The 17457-nt window shown below is 69.4% G+C and carries 14 protein-coding genes; 10 read left to right on the top strand and 4 right to left on the bottom strand.

Going from position 1 to position 17457, the window contains the following annotated elements; all coding sequences use genetic code 11:
• Positions 1-75 precede the first annotated feature (75 nt).
• A complete protein-coding gene (locus AC07DC_RS02875) occupies positions 76-2193 on the bottom strand; it encodes an MMPL family transporter (RefSeq protein ID WP_478911218.1) in 2118 nt (705 codons plus the stop codon).
• 279 nt (positions 2194-2472) lie between these two features.
• Here AC07DC_RS02875 and AC07DC_RS02870 point away from each other — a divergent pair, with 279 nt between their 5' ends.
• Positions 2473-3864, top strand: coding sequence for an NAD(P)/FAD-dependent oxidoreductase (locus AC07DC_RS02870; RefSeq protein ID WP_478911216.1), 1392 nt, complete (start codon positions 2473-2475; stop codon positions 3862-3864).
• Positions 3865-4051: 187 nt separating this feature from the next.
• Here the strand turns inward: AC07DC_RS02870 and AC07DC_RS02865 are convergent, their stop codons facing one another.
• On the bottom strand, positions 4052-5344 hold the full coding sequence (locus AC07DC_RS02865; protein WP_478911215.1) for a cation:proton antiporter: 1293 nt from the start codon (positions 5342-5344) through the stop codon (positions 4052-4054).
• Positions 5345-5806: 462 nt separating this feature from the next.
• Between AC07DC_RS02865 and AC07DC_RS02860 the strand changes: the two genes are divergently transcribed.
• Complete coding sequence (locus AC07DC_RS02860) at positions 5807-7015, top strand: cytochrome P450 (RefSeq protein WP_164293529.1); 1209 nt, start codon at positions 5807-5809, stop codon at positions 7013-7015.
• Positions 7016-7186: 171 nt separating this feature from the next.
• On the opposite strand, the gene AC07DC_RS02855 is transcribed toward AC07DC_RS02860, so the two are convergent.
• Positions 7187-8206, bottom strand: a complete 1020-nt coding sequence (locus AC07DC_RS02855) for a methyltransferase (RefSeq protein ID WP_198358526.1) — start codon at positions 8204-8206, stop codon at positions 7187-7189.
• Between the two features lie 50 nt (positions 8207-8256).
• A complete protein-coding gene (locus tag AC07DC_RS02850; protein WP_478911213.1) occupies positions 8257-9267 on the bottom strand; it encodes a methyltransferase in 1011 nt (336 codons plus the stop codon).
• Positions 9268-9517: 250 nt separating this feature from the next.
• On the opposite strand from AC07DC_RS02850, the gene AC07DC_RS02845 reads away from it, so the two are divergent.
• The 8 genes from AC07DC_RS02845 (at position 9518) to AC07DC_RS02810 (ending at position 17325) form a co-directional block, all read left to right on the top strand.
• On the top strand, positions 9518-10711 hold the full coding sequence (locus AC07DC_RS02845; RefSeq protein WP_478911212.1) for a cytochrome P450: 1194 nt from the start codon (positions 9518-9520) through the stop codon (positions 10709-10711).
• Positions 10712-10716: 5 nt separating this feature from the next.
• Positions 10717-10977 (top strand): ferredoxin, encoded by a 261-nt coding sequence (locus tag AC07DC_RS02840; RefSeq protein WP_478911211.1) that lies wholly within the window; start codon positions 10717-10719, stop codon positions 10975-10977.
• Between the two features lie 124 nt (positions 10978-11101).
• Positions 11102-12292 carry a nucleotide disphospho-sugar-binding domain-containing protein gene (locus AC07DC_RS02835; protein ID WP_478911210.1) on the top strand — a complete coding sequence of 397 codons (1191 nt, stop codon included), beginning with the start codon at positions 11102-11104 and terminating at the stop codon, positions 12290-12292.
• Positions 12293-12427: 135 nt separating this feature from the next.
• Positions 12428-13780, top strand: coding sequence for an FAD-dependent oxidoreductase (locus AC07DC_RS02830; protein WP_478911208.1), 1353 nt, complete (start codon positions 12428-12430; stop codon positions 13778-13780).
• Positions 13781-13879: 99 nt separating this feature from the next.
• Positions 13880-14548 carry a TenA family protein gene (locus tag AC07DC_RS02825; RefSeq protein ID WP_478911207.1) on the top strand — a complete coding sequence of 223 codons (669 nt, stop codon included), beginning with the start codon at positions 13880-13882 and terminating at the stop codon, positions 14546-14548.
• Between the two features lie 44 nt (positions 14549-14592).
• Complete coding sequence (locus tag AC07DC_RS02820) at positions 14593-15804, top strand: cytochrome P450 (protein WP_478911205.1); 1212 nt, start codon at positions 14593-14595, stop codon at positions 15802-15804.
• An 18-nt stretch (positions 15805-15822) separates the two neighbouring features.
• On the top strand, positions 15823-16524 hold the full coding sequence (locus AC07DC_RS02815) for an SDR family NAD(P)-dependent oxidoreductase (protein ID WP_198358529.1): 702 nt from the start codon (positions 15823-15825) through the stop codon (positions 16522-16524).
• Between the two features lie 30 nt (positions 16525-16554).
• Positions 16555-17325 carry an SDR family NAD(P)-dependent oxidoreductase gene (locus AC07DC_RS02810; protein WP_478911203.1) on the top strand — a complete coding sequence of 257 codons (771 nt, stop codon included), beginning with the start codon at positions 16555-16557 and terminating at the stop codon, positions 17323-17325.
• Positions 17326-17457 lie beyond the last annotated feature (132 nt).

Below are 17457 nucleotides of genomic sequence, written 5' to 3'. Positions count from 1 at the left end.
GCCCCTGCCGTACACAGCACTCCGCCCCCGGTCCTGGAAGAGGACCGGGGGCGGAGTGCTGTGTACGGGGCTGTGTCAGCTCGCCGGTTCGGGCTCCGGCTGCTTGTCCGCGACCCCGGTGCGGGACCGCGGGATCTGCGTGCCGAACACGCGGCGGGACGGCCACCAGGTGCGGTCGTCCAGCTGCAGCGCGAGCGCCGGAACCAGCAGGGACCGGACCACGATGGTGTCGAGCAGCACGCCGAACGCGACGATGAACGCCTGCTCGGCCATCGACACCATCGGCAGGACCGCCAGCGCCGCGAAGGTCGCGGCCAGCACCACCCCGGCCGAGGTGATGACCCCGCCGGTGCGCTGCAGCGCGGTGAGCGTGCCGGCCCTGGTGCCGTGCGCCAGCGACTCCTCCCTCACCCGGTGCATGAGGAAGATGTTGTAGTCCACGCCGAAGGCGACCAGGAACACGAAGCCCATCAACGGGACCGACGGGTCGGCGTTGGCGAAGTGGAAGACGTGATTGAACACCAGTGCGGAGATTCCCATGGTGGCCGCGTACGACAGCACCACGGTGCCGATGAGCAGCAGCGGCGCCACCAGCGCCCGCAGCAGCAGCGCCAGCACGATCAGAATCGCCACCAGGACCAGCGGAACCACGACCTTGAGGTCGCGGATGCCACCGGCCCGGGTGTCGATGGAGATGGCGGTGAAGCCGCCGACCTTGGCATCCGCGTCCGGAACCGCGTGCACCGCGACCCGGATCTGCTTGACGGTCTCCACGGCCGCCGGTCCGTCGGGTGTGGCGGCGAGCACCGCGTCGACCTCGGCCAGCCCGTTGACCACCTTGTTCAGCCGGGTGACGGAGGTGACACCGCTCACCTTGCTCGTGGCCGCGACGACCTGGTCCGCCGTGGCGGCCTTGGTGATGATGGACACCGGCGTGCCCGCGCCGCCCGCGAAGTGGGCGCCGAGGATCTTCTGGCCGGTCGAGGAGTCGGTCGTCTTGGTGAAGCTGTCGGTGATGGCGATCCCGGACGCCTTGAACTGCGGGACGAAGCAGGCAGCGAGCAGCAACACGACGCCAGCGGTGAGCCAGACCCTCCTGGGCTTGCGGCCGACCAGGCCCGCGACCCGGCCCCACAGACCACTACCGGTGCGCTCGGCGGTACCGAAGGCGGGCCGGAACGGCCAGAAGACGCCACGGCCGGCGAGGGCCAGGACGGCGGGGATGAAGGTCAGTGCGGCCAGCATGGAGGCCGCGACGCCGATCGCGGCGACCGGTCCCATGCTGCGGTTGCTGTTGAGGTTGCTGAAGAGCAGGCACAGGGTGCCCAGGATGACGGTTCCGCCCGAGGCCAGCACCGGCTTGAGGATCGCGCGCCAGGCGGTGCCCAGGGCCTCGTACTTGTTCTGGGTGCGGCGCAGTTCCTCCTGGTAGCGGGCGATGAGCAGCAGCGAGTAGTCGGTGGTCGCGCCGACCACCAGCACCGACAGCACGCCCTGGCTCTGGCCGGTGAAGGTGATCGAGCCGTGCTTGGCGAGCCCGTAGACCACGGCCCCGGCCACGCCGCTGGCGCACATGACTCCGAGCAGGACCAGGAACGGCAGCGTGGGACTGCGGTAGACCAGCAGCAGGACCAGGATCACCAGTCCGACGGCGACCAGCAGCAGCTGCCCGTCGATATTGCTGAACGCCCCGGCGAAGTCGGCGAACATCCCGCCGAGTCCGGTGACATGCCCGGCCAGCCCCGGGTGCTGCGACGCGTTCGCCCGCAGCACCTTGACCGCGTCACTGACCGGCTTGGCCTGGTTGACGAGCGGAACGGTGAACTGCAGGGCGCGGCCGTCCTTCGAAACGCTCACCGGGCTCACCGGGCCGCGCAGACCGGCCAGCTTGCCCGCGGCGGCGGCGTCGGACCGTACGGCGGCCTGGTCGGCGGAGGTGACGCCGGACGCCCGTTCGTAGACCACCACGGCGGGGTAGGTCTTGTTGTCGGAGAACGTGGACTGCAACTGGTCGGCGTGTACTGACTCGGCCTTGGCGGGCAGGTACGCCGCGCCGTCGTTCGTGGCCACATCGCCCAGTTTCTGACTGAACGAGCCGGTCGCACCGCTCACCAGGAGCCATCCGAGGATGAGCAGCAGCGGCACCAGCCACCGCAGCCGGCGACCTGACGCCTCCGTGCGCCTAGGGGTCATGGTGGGGTACCTCCGTACATTCGGTGACACATCGCGTGATGCGGGGGTGCTCATGGTCCCGCTCGGGGCTTGAGCGCAGGTCGAGCGACCGGCGCGTATAATTTCGGCCCCTGTTGGCCTGAAACCGGGCTTGTATCGGGGGAGTTCCGACCGCGGCCCCGGCCGGTGACCGGCCCCTTCGAGCACCTGTCCAGCGGACCTCCACCCGGTGGGGACACGGTGAGCCGATCGCGTGCCCTCACTACCTGAAGTTGCATTCGTCGGAGGATGGAGATGTCCATGCGTGAGTCGACCCAGATCCTCGTAGTGGGAGGCGGACCCGCGGGAGCCACCGCGGCCGGCCTGTTGGCGAAGGAGGGATTCGAAGTCACGCTGCTGGAGCGGGAGCGCTTCCCGCGCTATCACATCGGCGAGTCGATCCTGCCGTCCTGCCGGCCGATCCTGGAGCTGCTCGGCGTATGGGACAAGGTGGAACGCCACGGCTTCCAGCCCAAGGGAGGCGCCTACTTCTTCTGGGGGGACGAGGAGTGGGAGGTCCGCTTCAGCGCCATGGGCGATGACAACCCCAGTGCCTGGCAGGTCGTCAGGTCCGAGTTCGACGAGATCCTCCTGGACCATGCCCGCGAGCTGGGCGTCGAGGTAGTAGAGGGCATCTCCGTCAAGGAGCTGGAATTCGACGGGGACCGTCCGGTGGCCGCGCTGTGGGCCGAGACCAAGGACGCCGCCCGCAAGGGCCGTATCGCCTTCGACTACATCGTCGACGCCTCCGGCCGCAACGGTGTCATCGCCACCAAGCACCTGAAGAACCGCAAGCTCCACGAGGTCTTCCGCAACGTCGCGGCCTGGACGTACTGGAAGGGCGCCAAGCCGCTGCCCAAGGGCCCCGCGGGCGCCATCGGGGTGGCCTCGACGGCCGAGGGCTGGTTCTGGGTGATCCCGCTGCACGACGGCACCACCAGCATCGGGCTGGTCACCGGCCGGGACAGGTTCAACGCGCAGCGCGCCGAACTGGGCAGCATCCAGGCCGTCTACGACCAGTCGGTCGAGCAGTCGGCCATCATTCAGGAGCTGATCGCCGGCGCGGAGCGGGTCGCCGACTTCAAGGTCGAGCAGGACTACTCCTACGCCGCGGAGTCCTTCGGCGGCCCCGGCTTCCTGCTCAGCGGCGACGCCGCCTGCTTCCTGGACCCGCTGTTGTCCACCGGCGTCCACCTCGCCACCTACAGCGCCATGCTGGCCGCCGCCTCCATCTCCAGCGTGCTGCGCGGAGAGGTGACGGAGGAGCAGGCCTGGGAGTTCTACGGGACGGTCTACCGTCACGCCTACGAGCGGCTGCTGGTCCTGGTGTCCGTCTTCTACGAGAGCTACCGCGGCAAGGACTACCACTTCTACAACGCGCAGCGGCTCACCGAGCAGCAGCGCGACGGGCTCAACATCCAGGATGCCTTCGACCGGATCATCACCGGCATCGCCGACCTGGAGGACGCCCAGGACGTCTACGCCAAGGTGCAGCAGCACCTCACCGGAGCGGAGAGCGGCGACCCCATCCCGTTGAACAACCTCAACCGGGTGCACGAGCAGAAGGCGGCGCCGATGACCGAGGAGAGCGCGGTGAGGGGGCTGTATCTCTCCTTCTTCCCCAAGCTCGGCCTGCGGCGGGCCGGCGAGTGAGTGCGGTGCGGGCGGCGTCCTGACACCGGTTGTCCGCGAAGGACCCGGGAACGGCCCAGCGGCCGGGGGGCGGGAGCTGAGGCTCCCGCCCCCCGGCTGTTCGCCGTGCACACCCGGCAGCACGGCACAGCACGGCGGCGGGCGGAAGGGGAGTTCCCCCTCCGCCCGCTGCCGTGTCGGCCGACTTCTAGGCCGAGTGCGCGACGCGCTCGGATTCCCGCTCGGATTCCAGGTTCGGTTCCACCACCACCAGCGATGCCGGCAGGGTGTCGCGTTCGATCTGCTCGGTCGGGTAGATCAGCCGCAGGATCGGTCCTGCCATGAAGGTGGTGACCATGGCCATCACGACCATCAGCGAGTACAGCCCCTTGTCGAGGACGCCGAGCTGCACGCCCACGGTGAGGATGACCAGCTCCGTCAGCCCGCGGGTGTTCATCAAGGTGGCCAGTACGCCGGAGTGCCGGGTGGAGACGCCCTGCAGCTTCGCCCCGGTGAAGGCCCCGATGAACTTGCCGGAGATGGCCACCAGCAGGATCAGTCCGAGCTCGCCCAGATCGCGTGTGCTCAGGTGCGACAGGTCGACCTTCAGCCCGGCGGTGACGAAGAAGACCGGGAGCAGGAAGACCATGCCGACGTTCTCGAAGCTGTTCAGCAGTCCTTCGCGGACGACCTGCGGGCCGCCGCGCGGCATGACGAGTCCGAAGAGGAAGGCGCCGAAGATGAAGTGCACGCCCATCCACTCGGTGGCCCAGCAGGACAGCATCAGCCCGATCAGCACCGGGGTGAGCACCTGCGGCGAGAGTCGGCCGGACGTCGAGTGCGTGGCGAACAGCCGCCGGAACAGTGGTCGGACCACGCCGATCATCAGGGCCAGATAGACCGGTGCGAGCAGGGTGTGCCACTGCCCGGTACCGCTGGCGATGGTGGTCACCACCGCCAGCAGCGACCAGGCCAGCAGGTCGTCGACGGCCGCGCAGGCCAGCGCCATGCTGCCGACGGGTGTGCGCTGCATTCCGCGGTCCGTCAGGATCCGTGCGAGCACCGGAAAGGCGGTCACCGACATCGCAGCTCCGAAGAAGAGGACGAAACCGGCGGTGCTGTGGGCCGGGTGACGGTGGCTCAGATGCAGTGCCAACACCACCCCGAGGCCGAACGGCAGCAGGATCGAGCTGAGTGACACCCCGGCGGCGATCCGGCCGCGGCCGCGCACCAGGGAGTGTTCGAGCTCGAAGCCGATGACGAACATGAAGAGGATCAGCCCGAGGTTGGCCAGCGCCGAGAGGAACGGACCGACCGAGGCAGGGAAGAGGTGTCGGGCGACAGCGCCGTTGAAGAGCGTGGGGCCGAGCAGTATTCCGCCCAGGATCTCACCCAGCACGGGAGGTTGGCCGATGGCCTTCGCGCCGGCGCCCAACAGCCGGGCTAATAGCAGGATTACGGCGATTCCCAAGAACAGTGTGGCAGCCTGACTTCCTGTCATGGCGTCTACTCCTCGTATGTGGCGGACAGTGTCATGTCATGCCCCGCGGGGAGCGGGTGACCGGGACCCGTCGGGGCCCCGCCCGCGGTCGGTACCGGGCTCGGGCTCCCACACCACTGGATGTCGCGTCACCTGACTGACATGCCCCCGATGAGTACCGGGCCTGCCTCAAGGACGCCTGGCAGACGAGTCAGGACGCCGCCGCCGGGCTGCCGCGCCCGCCCGGCCGGCACCGGTCGACCGCATCCCCATCGGAGTTCGAGCGGGAGCCGGGAACCTGTGCGCGGAAGCCTGGAGGAATGGAACCGTCCCACCGCCGATGGCCGGCCCCGAGCCGGCCGACGAACCGGTCCCGGGCGACATCGCCCTGCTGGAGTACCGACCGGTGCAAGGGTCTGTCCGGCTGGACAGGCCCTACCCGGCCCCGGTACGGACCCGACGACACAGCAAGAAGGTGTGTGGATGCCCATCCCGCTGCCCGACCCGATGAACCTGCCGGCCGAGCGACGCTGCCCACTCGATCCGCCGGAAGAATACGCGCAGTTGCGTGCCGAACGGCCGCTGAGCCGGCTGCGGCTTCCGGGCGGGCGGATCGGCTGGCTCGTCACCCGCTACGAGGACGTGCGCGCGACGCTGGCGGACCAGCGCTTCAGCCCGCCCCTCATCCAGGTGACCCCCGCGACGGACCTGCCGCTGCCCGAGGAGGAGCTCCAGGTACCGCCCGGGGTGTTCTCCGCGATGGACCCTCCCGAGCAGAGCCGGTATCGCCGGCAGGTCAGCCGGTACTTCACCCGCAAGCGCACCCGTGAGATCACTCCCCGACTCACACAGATCATCAACGACCAGCTGACCGCCATGATCGACCACGGCCCGCCCGTCGATCTGGTCAGCTGGTTCTCCCAGCCCATCCCGACCCGCGTCATCACCGAGATGCTCGGCATCCCCGAGCCGGACCGGGCCGAGTACCAGCGCTGGATCCTGGCGATGCTCTCCCTGAAGACCGACGCCGACCAACTGCGCGAAGCCAGCGACGGCCTCTACGGAAGCCTGGGCGAACTCGTCCGTGCCAAGCGCACGGCGCCCGGGGACGACATCGTCAGCGACCTGCTGCACCACGGCACCAGTCCGCTCAACGACGACGAAGTCGTCGGCATCAGCGCGCTGCTGCTGATCGCCGGGCTGGAGACCACCGCCAACATGCTCGGCCTCGGTACGTTCGCCCTGCTGCAGAACCCTGACCAGGCCGCGAAACTGCGGGCCAACGAGGATCTCCTCGACACGGCTGTCGAGGAGCTGCTGCGATACCTGACCATCGTGCAGTTCGGCCTCACCCGCACGGCGCGTGAGGACACCGAGATCGCCGGGCAGCTGATCAGGGCCGGCGAGACCGTCGTCACCTCACTGGCGGCGGGCAACCGTGACCCCGGTGTGTACCCCGATCCGGACCAGCTGGACGTGAGCCGCCAGGGAGCGCCGCACATGGCCTTCGGCTTCGGTGTGCACCAGTGCCTCGGCGCCCATCTCGCGCGGGTGGAGATGAAGATAGCCTTCGAGGCCCTGCTGCGCAGACTGCCCGGGCTGCGGCTCGCGGTGCCGGCCGAGGAAGTACCCACCGGTGTGGACAAGGTCTTCTACGGAGTCCACTCGCTCCCGGTGACCTGGGACACCTGATCCACCGAGGGAAGTGACAGCGCGACACGAAGCCGGTCCCGGTCGAAAGCCGGGGCCGGCTTCTCGCTGCGCCACGGCGCCGCTACGTCGCATCGGCGTCGCCAGGGCAGCGCCGAGCGGGCCCGGAGCTGCTTGCTCCGGGCCCGCCCGACCGACTGCCCTGCTGCGGAGTCAGGAGGCGGTGGCCTCCAGCGCGTAGTAGAGCCAGGGGCAGGGAAGCGCGGTCGCGGTCGAGAGCTTCAGTCCCGCGTCGGTGAACAGCTGGGCGTACTCGCTCTGGCTGCGCTCCAGACCTGTGGTCATCACCAGCATCTCGATGTCGGAGATGGCACCGCCCAGCGCGTCGCCCGGGTCCTCGTCCTCGCCCTCGGAGAGCACTGAGGACAGCACGACCACACGCCCGCCCGGTGCCATCGCCTTGCGGATGTTGGAGAGGATCTGGACGCTCTCCTCGTCGTTCCAGTCGTGGAGGATGTTCTTCAGCACGTACAGGTCGGCGCCCTCGGGAACCGAGTCGAAGAACGAGCCCACGACGACCTCGCAGCGGTCACCGACCCCGGCGGCCTCGATCACGGCAGCGGCCTCGACCACCCCGTTGGCGGTGTCGAAGATGGTGCCCTGAAGGTGTGGATTGGCGGCCAGAATGGCGGTCAGGTGCGTGCCCTTGCCGCCACCGCAGTCCACGATGGTCTTGAACCGGCTGAAGTCGAAGTGCTCGACGATCGCCGGCACCTGGGCGTCGCTGCCTGCGGACATCGCGGCGTGGAAGGTGGCCGCGAGCTTGGGATTGGTCTTGATGTAGTCGAACAGCGGCGCGCCGTTGGCGATCTGGAACGCGTCCACTCCGGTACGGATCGACTCCTCGAAAGCTCCCCAGGCCGCCCAGATCTCGGGCGCGGCGTGGTAGTCGGACAGCGGGCCGAAGAAGGCCGACAGCGGAGCGAGGTGGTAGCCCTCGCTGTCGACGGTGAGCAGCTTGGCCTTCGTGGCGGCGTACAGCAGGCGACGCAGGCTGCCGGCATGTGCGTCGGTGACCTCGACCAGCTGCGCGGCGGTACGGGGCCCGTCGGCCAGGGCGTCGAGGACGCCGAGCGATGACACGGCGGCGCCTATCTGGTGCAGGGCGAAGCCGAAGGAAAGCGGAAGGTATTCCGCCGCGGTCGCCGGCTGTCCAGAGATCTGACTGCTCATTGCACTCCCCATGGTTCCTTAGTTCGGCCCGCCGCGCGGCGCGGCGGCGGTCAGTCCTTCCGGCACGACACCAGCGTGTCGTGGTCGGCCAGTGGCCGGTGGGTGATGGAGCTGAAGCCGGTGGCTCGGGCCTGTGCTCCCAGCTCGGCGACGGTGTACTCCCTGCCGCCTTCGGTGACCAGCAGCATGTTGAGGCTGGCCACCAGGTTCTCGGTGTCGTCCCGGCGTTCGCCGAGCATCCGGTCGTAGACCAGCACCGTGCCGCCGGGGCTCAGGGCCGTGTATGCCTTGGTCAGCAGCAGCCGGCGTTGGTCCGGGTCCCAGTCACTCAGGTTGTGGCCAAAGATGATCACGTCTGCCGGCGGCAGCGGATCTCTGAAGAAGTCTCCCGCGTGAAAGTGCGCCCGTTCCGTGAGGCCGAGTTCGGCCATGTGCTCGTCGAAGACCGGCTCCATCTGGGGCAGGTCGAAGACATGCCCGACCAGGTCGTCGCGGGCGGCGAGCAGCTGCCCGGTCAGATGGCCCCGGCAGCCGCCGACGTCGAGGACGGTGCGGAACCTGGTGCCGTCCAGGGCGTCCAGCAGCTTGGCGCCGAACCCCTCGGTGAGGCCGTCCATCATCCGCGCGAAGCGGTCGACCGCCACCGGGTCCTGCAGCATTCCGGCGAAGTCGCCGTCGGCCTGCGGCTTGCCGGTGCGCAGTGCCTCTCCCAGCCGCCCGTAGACGTCGTACAGATTGATGTCCGCGCCGATCAGGAAGCCGGTGACGGCGCCCGGACGGCCGGCGACCAGATGGCGATCGGCGCCCTCGGCGTTGTGGTAGCGGCCGTCCACGTCCCGGCGCAGCAGGCCGCGGGCGGCCAGCAGGGCAAGGAACTCCGGCAGCCCGCGGCCGTGCAGGCGTAGGAGCGTGCGCAGTTCACCGGCGGTCGCCGGGTTCTGGGCGAGGACCGTGAACAGATCCAGACGGACGGCGGTGAGCAGGGTCTTGGCGTCGCAGAACGCGGTGCCGAGCCGGATGATCCCCGCTGCGGTCCCAGGGTCCGCTCCGGTCGATGTCATGGGCGGTTCTCCTTTCACCGGCGGCAATCTCGCAGCGGCGGACCGAGGATTGCTCGACTGGCGCTAGGGCCTGTCCGGCCGGACATGGGGCGGACATGAAGGGCACCTCATGGCTACCGCTGGGAGGTGGTCCCAGCCTCGGGCGGGTGCGGTGGGGCGGGTATCGACCGGGCTTCGAGCCGGTCACCAGACCGAGCGCCCAAGCTGTGCGCGATACAAGCGGTGAGTGTATTGAGAGGGCGGTTCCCGTATGAGTGAGTCGTGCCCCGTCGGCTACCCCATCCCCTGGGCCCCGACCCCGGACATCCCTGAGGAGTGGAAGGCACTGCGCGAGCGGTCGCTCGTGGAGATCACTCTGCCCAGCGGCGAACCCGCCGTGCTGGTCACCAGGTACAAGGACGTACGGCGGTTGTTCGCCGACGAGCGGCTGAGCCGCAACACGTTCGGCCGGGCGTCGAGGGTGTCCGCCAGCAACGACCTGTTCGGCGACCCGAATGTCGACAACGATCCACCGCGCTATCTGGAGGAGCGCTCCGTGGTGATGCGGGCGTTCAGCGCCCGCCGCATCGAGGCGCTGCGTGTGTTCGTCAAGAAGGTCGTCATCGACCTGCTGGACGAGATGGAGGCGGGACCGCAGCCCGCCGAGCTGATGGAGGCGTTCGCGTATCCGCTCCCCATCCTGGTGATCTGCCAGATGCTGGGAGTGCCCGCGGAGGACCGCACGAAGTTCCGTCGGCTGATCGACGGCTATCTGTCGGTGACCCGGCTGCCGGAGGACGAGGTCGAGGAGTGCCGCAAGCAGTACTGGGACTACCTCACCGAACTGATCGACTCCAAGCGGGCCCAGCCCGGTGACGACCTGATCAGCGAGCTGATCGAGATCAGCCGGGAGGACCCGGGCAAGCTGACCGACTACCAGCTGCAGAACTGGGTCAAGACCCTGCTGATCGCGGGCTATGTGACGACGGCCTCGCAACTCGGTACCAGCATGGCGGTCCTGTTGCACCGCCCGGAGGTCGCCGACGATCTGAAGGCCGACCTGTCGCTGGTGCCGTCGGCGGTGGAGGAGCTACTGCGCTACCAGATCATGGGCACTTCGCTGGGCACGCTGCGGTACGCGGTCGAGGACATCGAACTGGACGACGGCGCCGTCGTCCCGAAGGGCTCCTCGGTCCTGCTCTCCCAGGAGTCCAACCACGACGAGGAGGTCTTCGAGGACCCGCTGACGCTGGACATCCGGCGCGAGGACAACCACCACCTGACCTTCGGTGCAGGCATCCACTTCTGCGCCGGCGCGGCACTGGCCCGCATGGAGCTGCAGGAGGCGACCGAGGGCCTGCTGCAGCGCTTCCCCGGACTGAAACTGGCCATACCGGGTGACGAGTTGGTGCGTCCCGAGGGTGGCTTCCTCGCCGGGTACACCAACGTCCCTGTGACCTGGTGACGGCGATGGGCAGCCTGAGAGTCTCCGCCAACCAGGACACGTGTGTGACGAGCAGCCTGTGCGTCTACCGGGTGCCCCAGGTGTTCGACCAGGACGAGGACGGCCTGGTACTCGTCGTGAACGCGGAGCCGCCGCAGGAGTTGCGTGAGGACCTGCTGCACGCCCAGCGGAGCTGTCCGACCCGGTCGATCCGGATCGAGGAACCGGCGGTCGGCGCCGGAGCCGACGGCGGCGACAGCGGTTCAGAGCAGGCCACGACCGGCTGAGCACCGGGCAGAGTTCCGGCCGGGCCCCGCTGTTCCCCTCCTGGGAGCGGCGGGGCCCGGCCGTGTCCGCCGGGCCGCCGCACTCCGTACCCGGGGCCGGGGTGCGGCGAGCCCTCAAGCGGCAATGGAGGCAGCGGCAAGCGCCGCGTGCTGCCATGGCGGTATGCGTATCGTCTTCACTTCCTGGGCGTGGCCGTCACACCTCTACGCGATGGTGCCTCTCGCGTGGGCCTGCCGCGTCGCCGGTCATGATGTGCTGATGGCCAGTCAGCCGGCCCTCACCGACGCCGTTCTGCGTACCGGCCTGCCCGCCGCACCGGTCGGGCAGGACGTGGACGCGGAGGCGGTCTTCCGGAACATCGTGCTGACGCCGCCTTCCGCGCAGCCGGGATCCGGCGGCGGTCCGCGCGTCCTGGACCTGCTGAGCAACCTGGCCCAGGCCATGGTCGACGACCTCGTCGAGCTCGGCAGGGAATGGCGCGCCGACCTGGTCGTCTTCGATCCCACGGCCTTCGCGGGGCCGCTGGCCGCCGCCAAGCTGGGCATCCCGGCCGTGCGCCATCTGTACGGCACCGATCTGATGAGCGTCGTCGGGCGGTTCGTTACCGGTGCGCTCGGTCCGCTGAGCGAGAAGCTCGGCCTGGACGGCGTGGACCCGTTCGGGGTGGGGACCGTGGACCCGTGCCCCGGCGGACTGCAGGTCCCCACCGCATCGCGGCGCCTGCCGATGCGGTACATCCCGTACAACGGCCCGGGGCTGGCGCCGCCGCGGTTGCCCGAACGGTCGGGCCGGCCCCGCGTCTGCGTCAGCTGGGGTACCACCATGGGCCGGCTGGATCCCGGGCTCTTCCTCGCCGGCGACGTGGCCCGGGCGATCGACGGCCTTGACGTGGATGTGGTGGTCGCGAGCACGCGCGGCCAGCGGGAGCTGCTCGGCACGCTGCCGGCCGGCGTCCACGTGGTGGAGTCCGCACCGCTGCACCTGCTGCTGCCCCAGTGCGACCTGATGGTCGCCCACGGCGGCGCGGGGACGCTGCTGACCGCGCTGTCCCATGGTCTGCCCCAACTCCTCGTTCCCCGGCTGCCCGACCATGTGCGGCACTCGGGCCGGCTCGCCGAGGCGGGCGCCGGAGTCGTCCTCCCGGCGCCGGTGGACGGACCGGAGCCGATCCGGGAGCGGCTCGCCGAGTTGCTGGCCGGGTCGGGATACCGGGAGAGCGCACAACGGCTGCAGGAGGAGATGCGCCGGCAGCCCGCACCGGCGCAGGTCGTCGGAGAGCTGGAGAGCATCGTTGCGGGCGCACCCGCGACGTGACGGTTGCGGCCCCCCGCCTCCGTGTCCAGGATTCTTCGACCGGCTCTCAGCGCCCCGGTGCGAGCCTCGCAGGACTCCCGGCCGGCCAGGGCCCAGGCCCTGTCCGGTCGATCACCCCTGGATGAGGAGTTCCTCATGTCGGCGCCCACCTCCACTCTGCATGTCGTCATCATCGGCGCGGGAACGGGCGGGCTGTGCCTGGCGCACGGCCTCAAGCGCGCCGGAGTCAGTGTCGCGGTCTACGAAAGGGACGCCACACGGGCCGACGGGCTGCAGGGATACCGGGTCGGGATCAACCCGGACGGCACCCGCGCCCTGCGCGACTGCCTGCCCCCCGATCTGTACGCCACGTTCCTGGCCACCTGCGCGCGGCCGCCGGAGTACGTGAACTTCCTGACCGAGGGGCGCAAGGAGGTCCTGTCGCTGGACGGCTTCAAGTCCGACGACGCGGTCGACAGCGAGAAGTCCGTGTCCCGAATGACGCTACGTCAGGTACTGCTGACCGGCCTGCAGGACGTCGTCCACTTCGGGAAGACCTTCAAGCGCTACCGGACCAATGACGACGGTTCCGTCACGGCGTTCTTCGAGGACGGCAGCTCGGTGGACGGCACCGTGCTGGTGGCGGCGGACGGCAGCAACTCGCGGGTCCGGCGGCAGTACCTGCCGCACGCCCGGCTGGAGGACTGCGGGCCGATCGGCATCACCGGCAAGGTACCGGTCACCGATGAGACCGTGGCGCTGCTCACCCCGAAGATGCGGCGCGGCATCTCGATGATCTACGCGCCCAAGGGCGTCTTCTGCATCTACCACGCGATGGAGTTCCCCTGGGACGCCGATGGCGCCCCCAAGGACGGCATCGGTTCCAGCGACGCCGAGCTCCTCGGCCAGTGGCCCGGGCTGACCTTCGACAACACCCGTGACTACATCAACTGGGGCTATGTCACCCGTGCCAAGCGGCTGCCGGACGACACCTTGAAGATGAAGGGCCCCGACCTGTACCGGCTGGTCAATGAGCGCACCACGGACTGGCACCCCGACCTGCGCAAGCTTTTCCAGCTCGCCGACCCCAACAGCTGCTTCCCGATCAAGATCCGTACCGCGGTCCCCATTCCGCAGTGGGAGACCACCCACGTCACGCTGCTCGGCGACGCGATCCACACCATGACCCCCGGCCGGGGGGTCGGCGCCAACACGGCACTGCGCGATGCCCGGCTGCTGTGCCGGATGCTCGTCGCCGCCCACGAAGGGCGGGAACCGCTGCTGGCCGCCATCCGCGACTACGAGACGAAGATGATCGAGTACGGGTTCGACGCCGTCAAGGAGTCCCGTAAATCGGGCGGCGGCACCGGGCCCGACCAGCCGTTCGTCGGCCGGATCCTGCTGGCCGCGCTGCGTACCGCGATGCGCGTCGTCAATCACCTGCCTGCCCTCAAGCGCCGACTGGCCGACTCCGACCGGTCCTACCGCGGTCACGGCCGGGAGGACTAGGACGGTCCGGCCGGTCGACCGTCCAGGACGCCACCAGGCCCATTCGAGCAGTGGTCGATACGGTCCCTCATCGGGAGAACACGGCGCGGGAGGGAACAGATGCTGTACGAGGAACTCGCCGAGATCTGCGGCCCGGTGCTGCGGAAAGTGCTGGACCATCCCTTCTGGGCCGGCCTGCGGGACGGCTCGCTGCCGGTCGGGTCACTGGCACGCTTCGTGGAGCAGGACGCCGGATTCCTGCTGCCGGCCTACGCCCGCGCGCTGGCCCGCTGCGCGGCCGCCGCGCCCGACGAGGCGGACACCTATCTGTTCGGGCAGTCGGTCACCGGCACGCTGGAGGCCAGGGACGCGTTGCGCTCGTCGTACCTCTCGCTGGCCGGCGAACTCGGCCTGCCGGAACTCGACGCCCGGCCGGCGATCCACCCGGCCACCCACGCGCACACCTCGTTCTTCACGGCTGCCAGCGCCTCGTCCTTCCATGCCGGCGTCGGCGCGCTGCTGCCCATGGTGTGGTTCAACGCCGAGGTGTCCGACAACCTCCTGCGGAACGCCGTACCCGGCACGCGCTATGTGCCCTGGATTCGCAGTTACCACCCCGGTGAGTCGTACCAGTACGCGGTGCAGGCCTTCCGCGACATGGCCGACCGGGTCGGCGAGAGCTCCTCGGCCGCCCAGCGTCGGGTGATCATCGACCAGTTCTCCCTCAGCATCCGGTACGAGTGGGCATTCGCCGAATGCTGCGCGGGACAGCCCTCGTGGCCGGTCTGAGACGAGCGGCCACCGCACCGGCGGGCCGACGAGAAAGGCGAGCAATGGCCACCAACGATCTCGACCTGATGGATCCCAAGGTGTTCAACAACGGGATCCCCTACGACTACTTCCGCCAACTGCGCCGGTCCGAAGGGCTGCCGCTGGGCAAGGACACCGACGGCGAGCGGTTCTGGTATCTGACGCGCCATCGGGACGTGTCCGAGGTCTCCCGGGACACCAAGCGGTTCTCGTCCAGCCCGACCACCATGACCTCCATCCGCAAGGTGGACCCCAGCCCGCCGATCATCACCTTCCTGGACAGCCCCGACCACACCAGACTGCGCAAACTGACCTTCAAGGCGTTCGCCCCGGCACGGCTCGCCGCTCTGGAGGGGCCGATCCGCCGCATCGTCGACTCGCTGCTCGCCGAGGTGGCCGAGAAGGGCGAGTTCGACCTGGCGGAGGACATCGCGCTGCGTCTCCCCTTCGAGGTCCTACTCGAACTGCTCGACATCCCGGCCGGCGACCGGGCCATGATGCTCGGCTGGGCCGGCCAGACGGTGAACCTGGGTGACGCGGAGTACGAGGCGGCCGCCGCCGAGGGCGGCCTGGACTCCTTCCAGAGGATCTACGAGTACCTGCTGGACTTCGCCCGTTACCGCGCCAAGAACCTCACCGACGACTGCTTCTCCGTCCTGCTGTCCGCCCGTTTCAACGGTGAGCGGCTGGGCCTTCCCGACCGGCTCACCCCGGACGAGGTCGGGCTGTTCGCCTCCACGCTGATCACGGCCGGCAGCGAGACCACCTACTGCTCCGTCACCGGCGGCGTCCTGGCCCTGATGGAGAACCCCGACCAGCTGACCGCGTTACGGGCCGACCGCACCCTGATGCCCGGCGCCGCGAACGAGGTGCTGCGCTGGGTGACCCCGGTGACCCACTTCGCCCGCAGGGCTTTGGTCGACACCGAGGTCGCCGGCCAGCCGATCGGCGCGGGCGAGCGCGTGGTGATGTGGTACACGTCGGCCAACCGGGACGAAGAGGTGTTCACGGACCCGGACCGGTTCGACATCGCCCGCAGCCCCAACCCGCACCTCGCCTTCGGCGGCGGCGGTCCGCATGTGTGCATCGGCAACGCGCTGGCCACCATGGAGCTGCGCCAGTTCCTCGAAGGCATCGTCGACCTGCTGCCGCGGCTGGAGATCGCCGGTACGCCGGTGCGACCCGAGACCAACTTCATGAACAGCATCAAGTACCTGCCCATGCGATTTCGCTGACCCGGGTGGATGTGACGAATGACCAGTGAGAACGCGGCGACCCCGCCGCGTACCGCCCTGATCACCGGAGCCAACCGTGGCATCGGCCGTGCGGTCGCCGCCGAGCTCCACCACCGGGAGCTCCAGGTGGTGGTGGCCGCGCGGCTGGCCGGCGAGGGCCGCGCCGCGGCTGCCGGGATCGGGCCCGGAGTGCGGTCGTGCGTACTGGATGTCACCGATCCGGACAGCGTGAAGCTGGCCGGCTCGGAGGCCGGGCCCGTCGATGTGCTGGTGTGCAACGCCGGCGTGCTGCTGGACGCCCGCACCGATCCGCTCTCCGTGCCGTTGGAACTCGTCGAACGGACCTTGCGGGTGAACCTGCTCGGCACCTGGCGCGTTCTGCAGGAGTTCGTGCCGCCCATGGTCCAGCGGGGATGGGGCCGGGTGGTGATCATCTCCAGCGGCACCACCGCCGACTTCGGGGGCCGGCTCTTCGCCGGTACTCCCGGCTACTCCCTTTCGAAGAGCGCGCTCAACGGGCTGACGACCATGCTGGCGGCCCAGACCGCCGGGACCGGTGTCCTGGTGAACGCCGTGAACCCGGGTCGGGTGCGCACCCGGATGATGCCGACCCAGGAGCAACTTCCTGAAGCTGCCGCCCGGTTCATCGCCGATGTGGCGACCCTTCCGGACGACGGACCGACCGGGCACTTCCTCACCGAGAAACGCGGACCGGGCTGAGCCCGCGGCGTCCCAGGAACAGGAGATCCGATGCAATTCGACTTGACCGGCAAAACGGCCGTGGTCACCGGGGCCGGCAGCGGGATCGGGCTGGCGTCCGTCCAGGCACTCGCCTCGGCGGGCGCCCAGGTGCTCGGCGGCTCCCGGACCATCAGCCCGGAGCTGCTGGACGCCACGCCGCACGTGTTCGAGGTCGATCTGCTCACCGAGGCGGGACCGACGGCGCTGCTGGAACACGCGCTCGGCAAGTTCGGGGGCGTCGACATTCTCGTCAACAACGTCGGTGGCGGGGTGAAGCTGGCGACCGGCTTCCTCGACATCGAGGACGAGACCTGGCGCCACACCTTCGAGCTGAATGTCTTCAGCATGATCAGGACGACCAGAGCGGCGTTGCCCAGCCTGGTCGAGCGAAGGGGCGCGATCATCAATATCGGCTCGATGAACGCGAGCATGGCGGACCCGGCACTCGGCCACTATTCGGCTGCCAAGGCCGCACTGGCCAACATCAGCAAGTCGCTCTCCCTGGAGTTCAGTTCGCAGGGTGTCACCGTCAACACCATCTCCCCGGGACCGGTGCGGACGCGGCTGTGGACCAATCCGGAGATCGCACGCCGGCTCGGGATCACGACCGAGGAGTTCCTGGAGACCGTCCCCAAGATGGCCGGTCTCTCCACCGGCAAGATGATCGAGCCCGATGAGATCGGGGCGCTGGTGCTGTTGCTGGCCTCCGGCAAGGTGCCGAGCATCACCGGCTCCGACTACTTCATCGACGGCGGCATGAGCAGGGCCGCCGTGCGCTGACCGGGTCACCCGAGAGCGGGAACAACAAGGAGTCGGGGGCCCCCCCCCCCCGGGGGGGGGGGGGGGGGGGGGTTGTTGGGGGGGGGGGGGGGGGGGGGGTTGGGGGGGGGGCCCCCGCCCGCGGCCCCGGGC

Source organism: Streptomyces sp. NPDC045021 (assembly GCF_056432645.1).
Note: the sequence above shows the minus strand (reverse complement) of the source record. Positions and strands in the feature narration are given on the sequence as shown.

Bases quoted from the DNA above. Each gene is read 5' to 3' on its own strand.
- AC07DC_RS02875 (WP_478911218.1), bottom strand. From the start codon at position 2,193: ATGACCCCTAGGCGCACGGAGGCGTCAGGTCGCCGGCTGCGGTGGCTG.
- AC07DC_RS02870 (WP_478911216.1), top strand. From the start codon at position 2,473: ATGCGTGAGTCGACCCAGATCCTCGTAGTGGGAGGCGGACCCGCGGGA.
- AC07DC_RS02865 (WP_478911215.1), bottom strand. From the start codon at position 5,344: ATGACAGGAAGTCAGGCTGCCACACTGTTCTTGGGAATCGCCGTAATC.
- AC07DC_RS02860 (WP_164293529.1), top strand. From the start codon at position 5,807: ATGCCCATCCCGCTGCCCGACCCGATGAACCTGCCGGCCGAGCGACGC.
- AC07DC_RS02855 (WP_198358526.1), bottom strand. From the start codon at position 8,206: ATGAGCAGTCAGATCTCTGGACAGCCGGCGACCGCGGCGGAATACCTT.
- AC07DC_RS02850 (WP_478911213.1), bottom strand. From the start codon at position 9,267: ATGACATCGACCGGAGCGGACCCTGGGACCGCAGCGGGGATCATCCGG.
- AC07DC_RS02845 (WP_478911212.1), top strand. From the start codon at position 9,518: ATGAGTGAGTCGTGCCCCGTCGGCTACCCCATCCCCTGGGCCCCGACC.
- AC07DC_RS02840 (WP_478911211.1), top strand. From the start codon at position 10,717: ATGGGCAGCCTGAGAGTCTCCGCCAACCAGGACACGTGTGTGACGAGC.
- AC07DC_RS02835 (WP_478911210.1), top strand. From the start codon at position 11,102: ATGGAGGCAGCGGCAAGCGCCGCGTGCTGCCATGGCGGTATGCGTATC.
- AC07DC_RS02830 (WP_478911208.1), top strand. From the start codon at position 12,428: ATGTCGGCGCCCACCTCCACTCTGCATGTCGTCATCATCGGCGCGGGA.
- AC07DC_RS02825 (WP_478911207.1), top strand. From the start codon at position 13,880: ATGCTGTACGAGGAACTCGCCGAGATCTGCGGCCCGGTGCTGCGGAAA.
- AC07DC_RS02820 (WP_478911205.1), top strand. From the start codon at position 14,593: ATGGCCACCAACGATCTCGACCTGATGGATCCCAAGGTGTTCAACAAC.
- AC07DC_RS02815 (WP_198358529.1), top strand. From the start codon at position 15,823: ATGACCAGTGAGAACGCGGCGACCCCGCCGCGTACCGCCCTGATCACC.
- AC07DC_RS02810 (WP_478911203.1), top strand. From the start codon at position 16,555: ATGCAATTCGACTTGACCGGCAAAACGGCCGTGGTCACCGGGGCCGGC.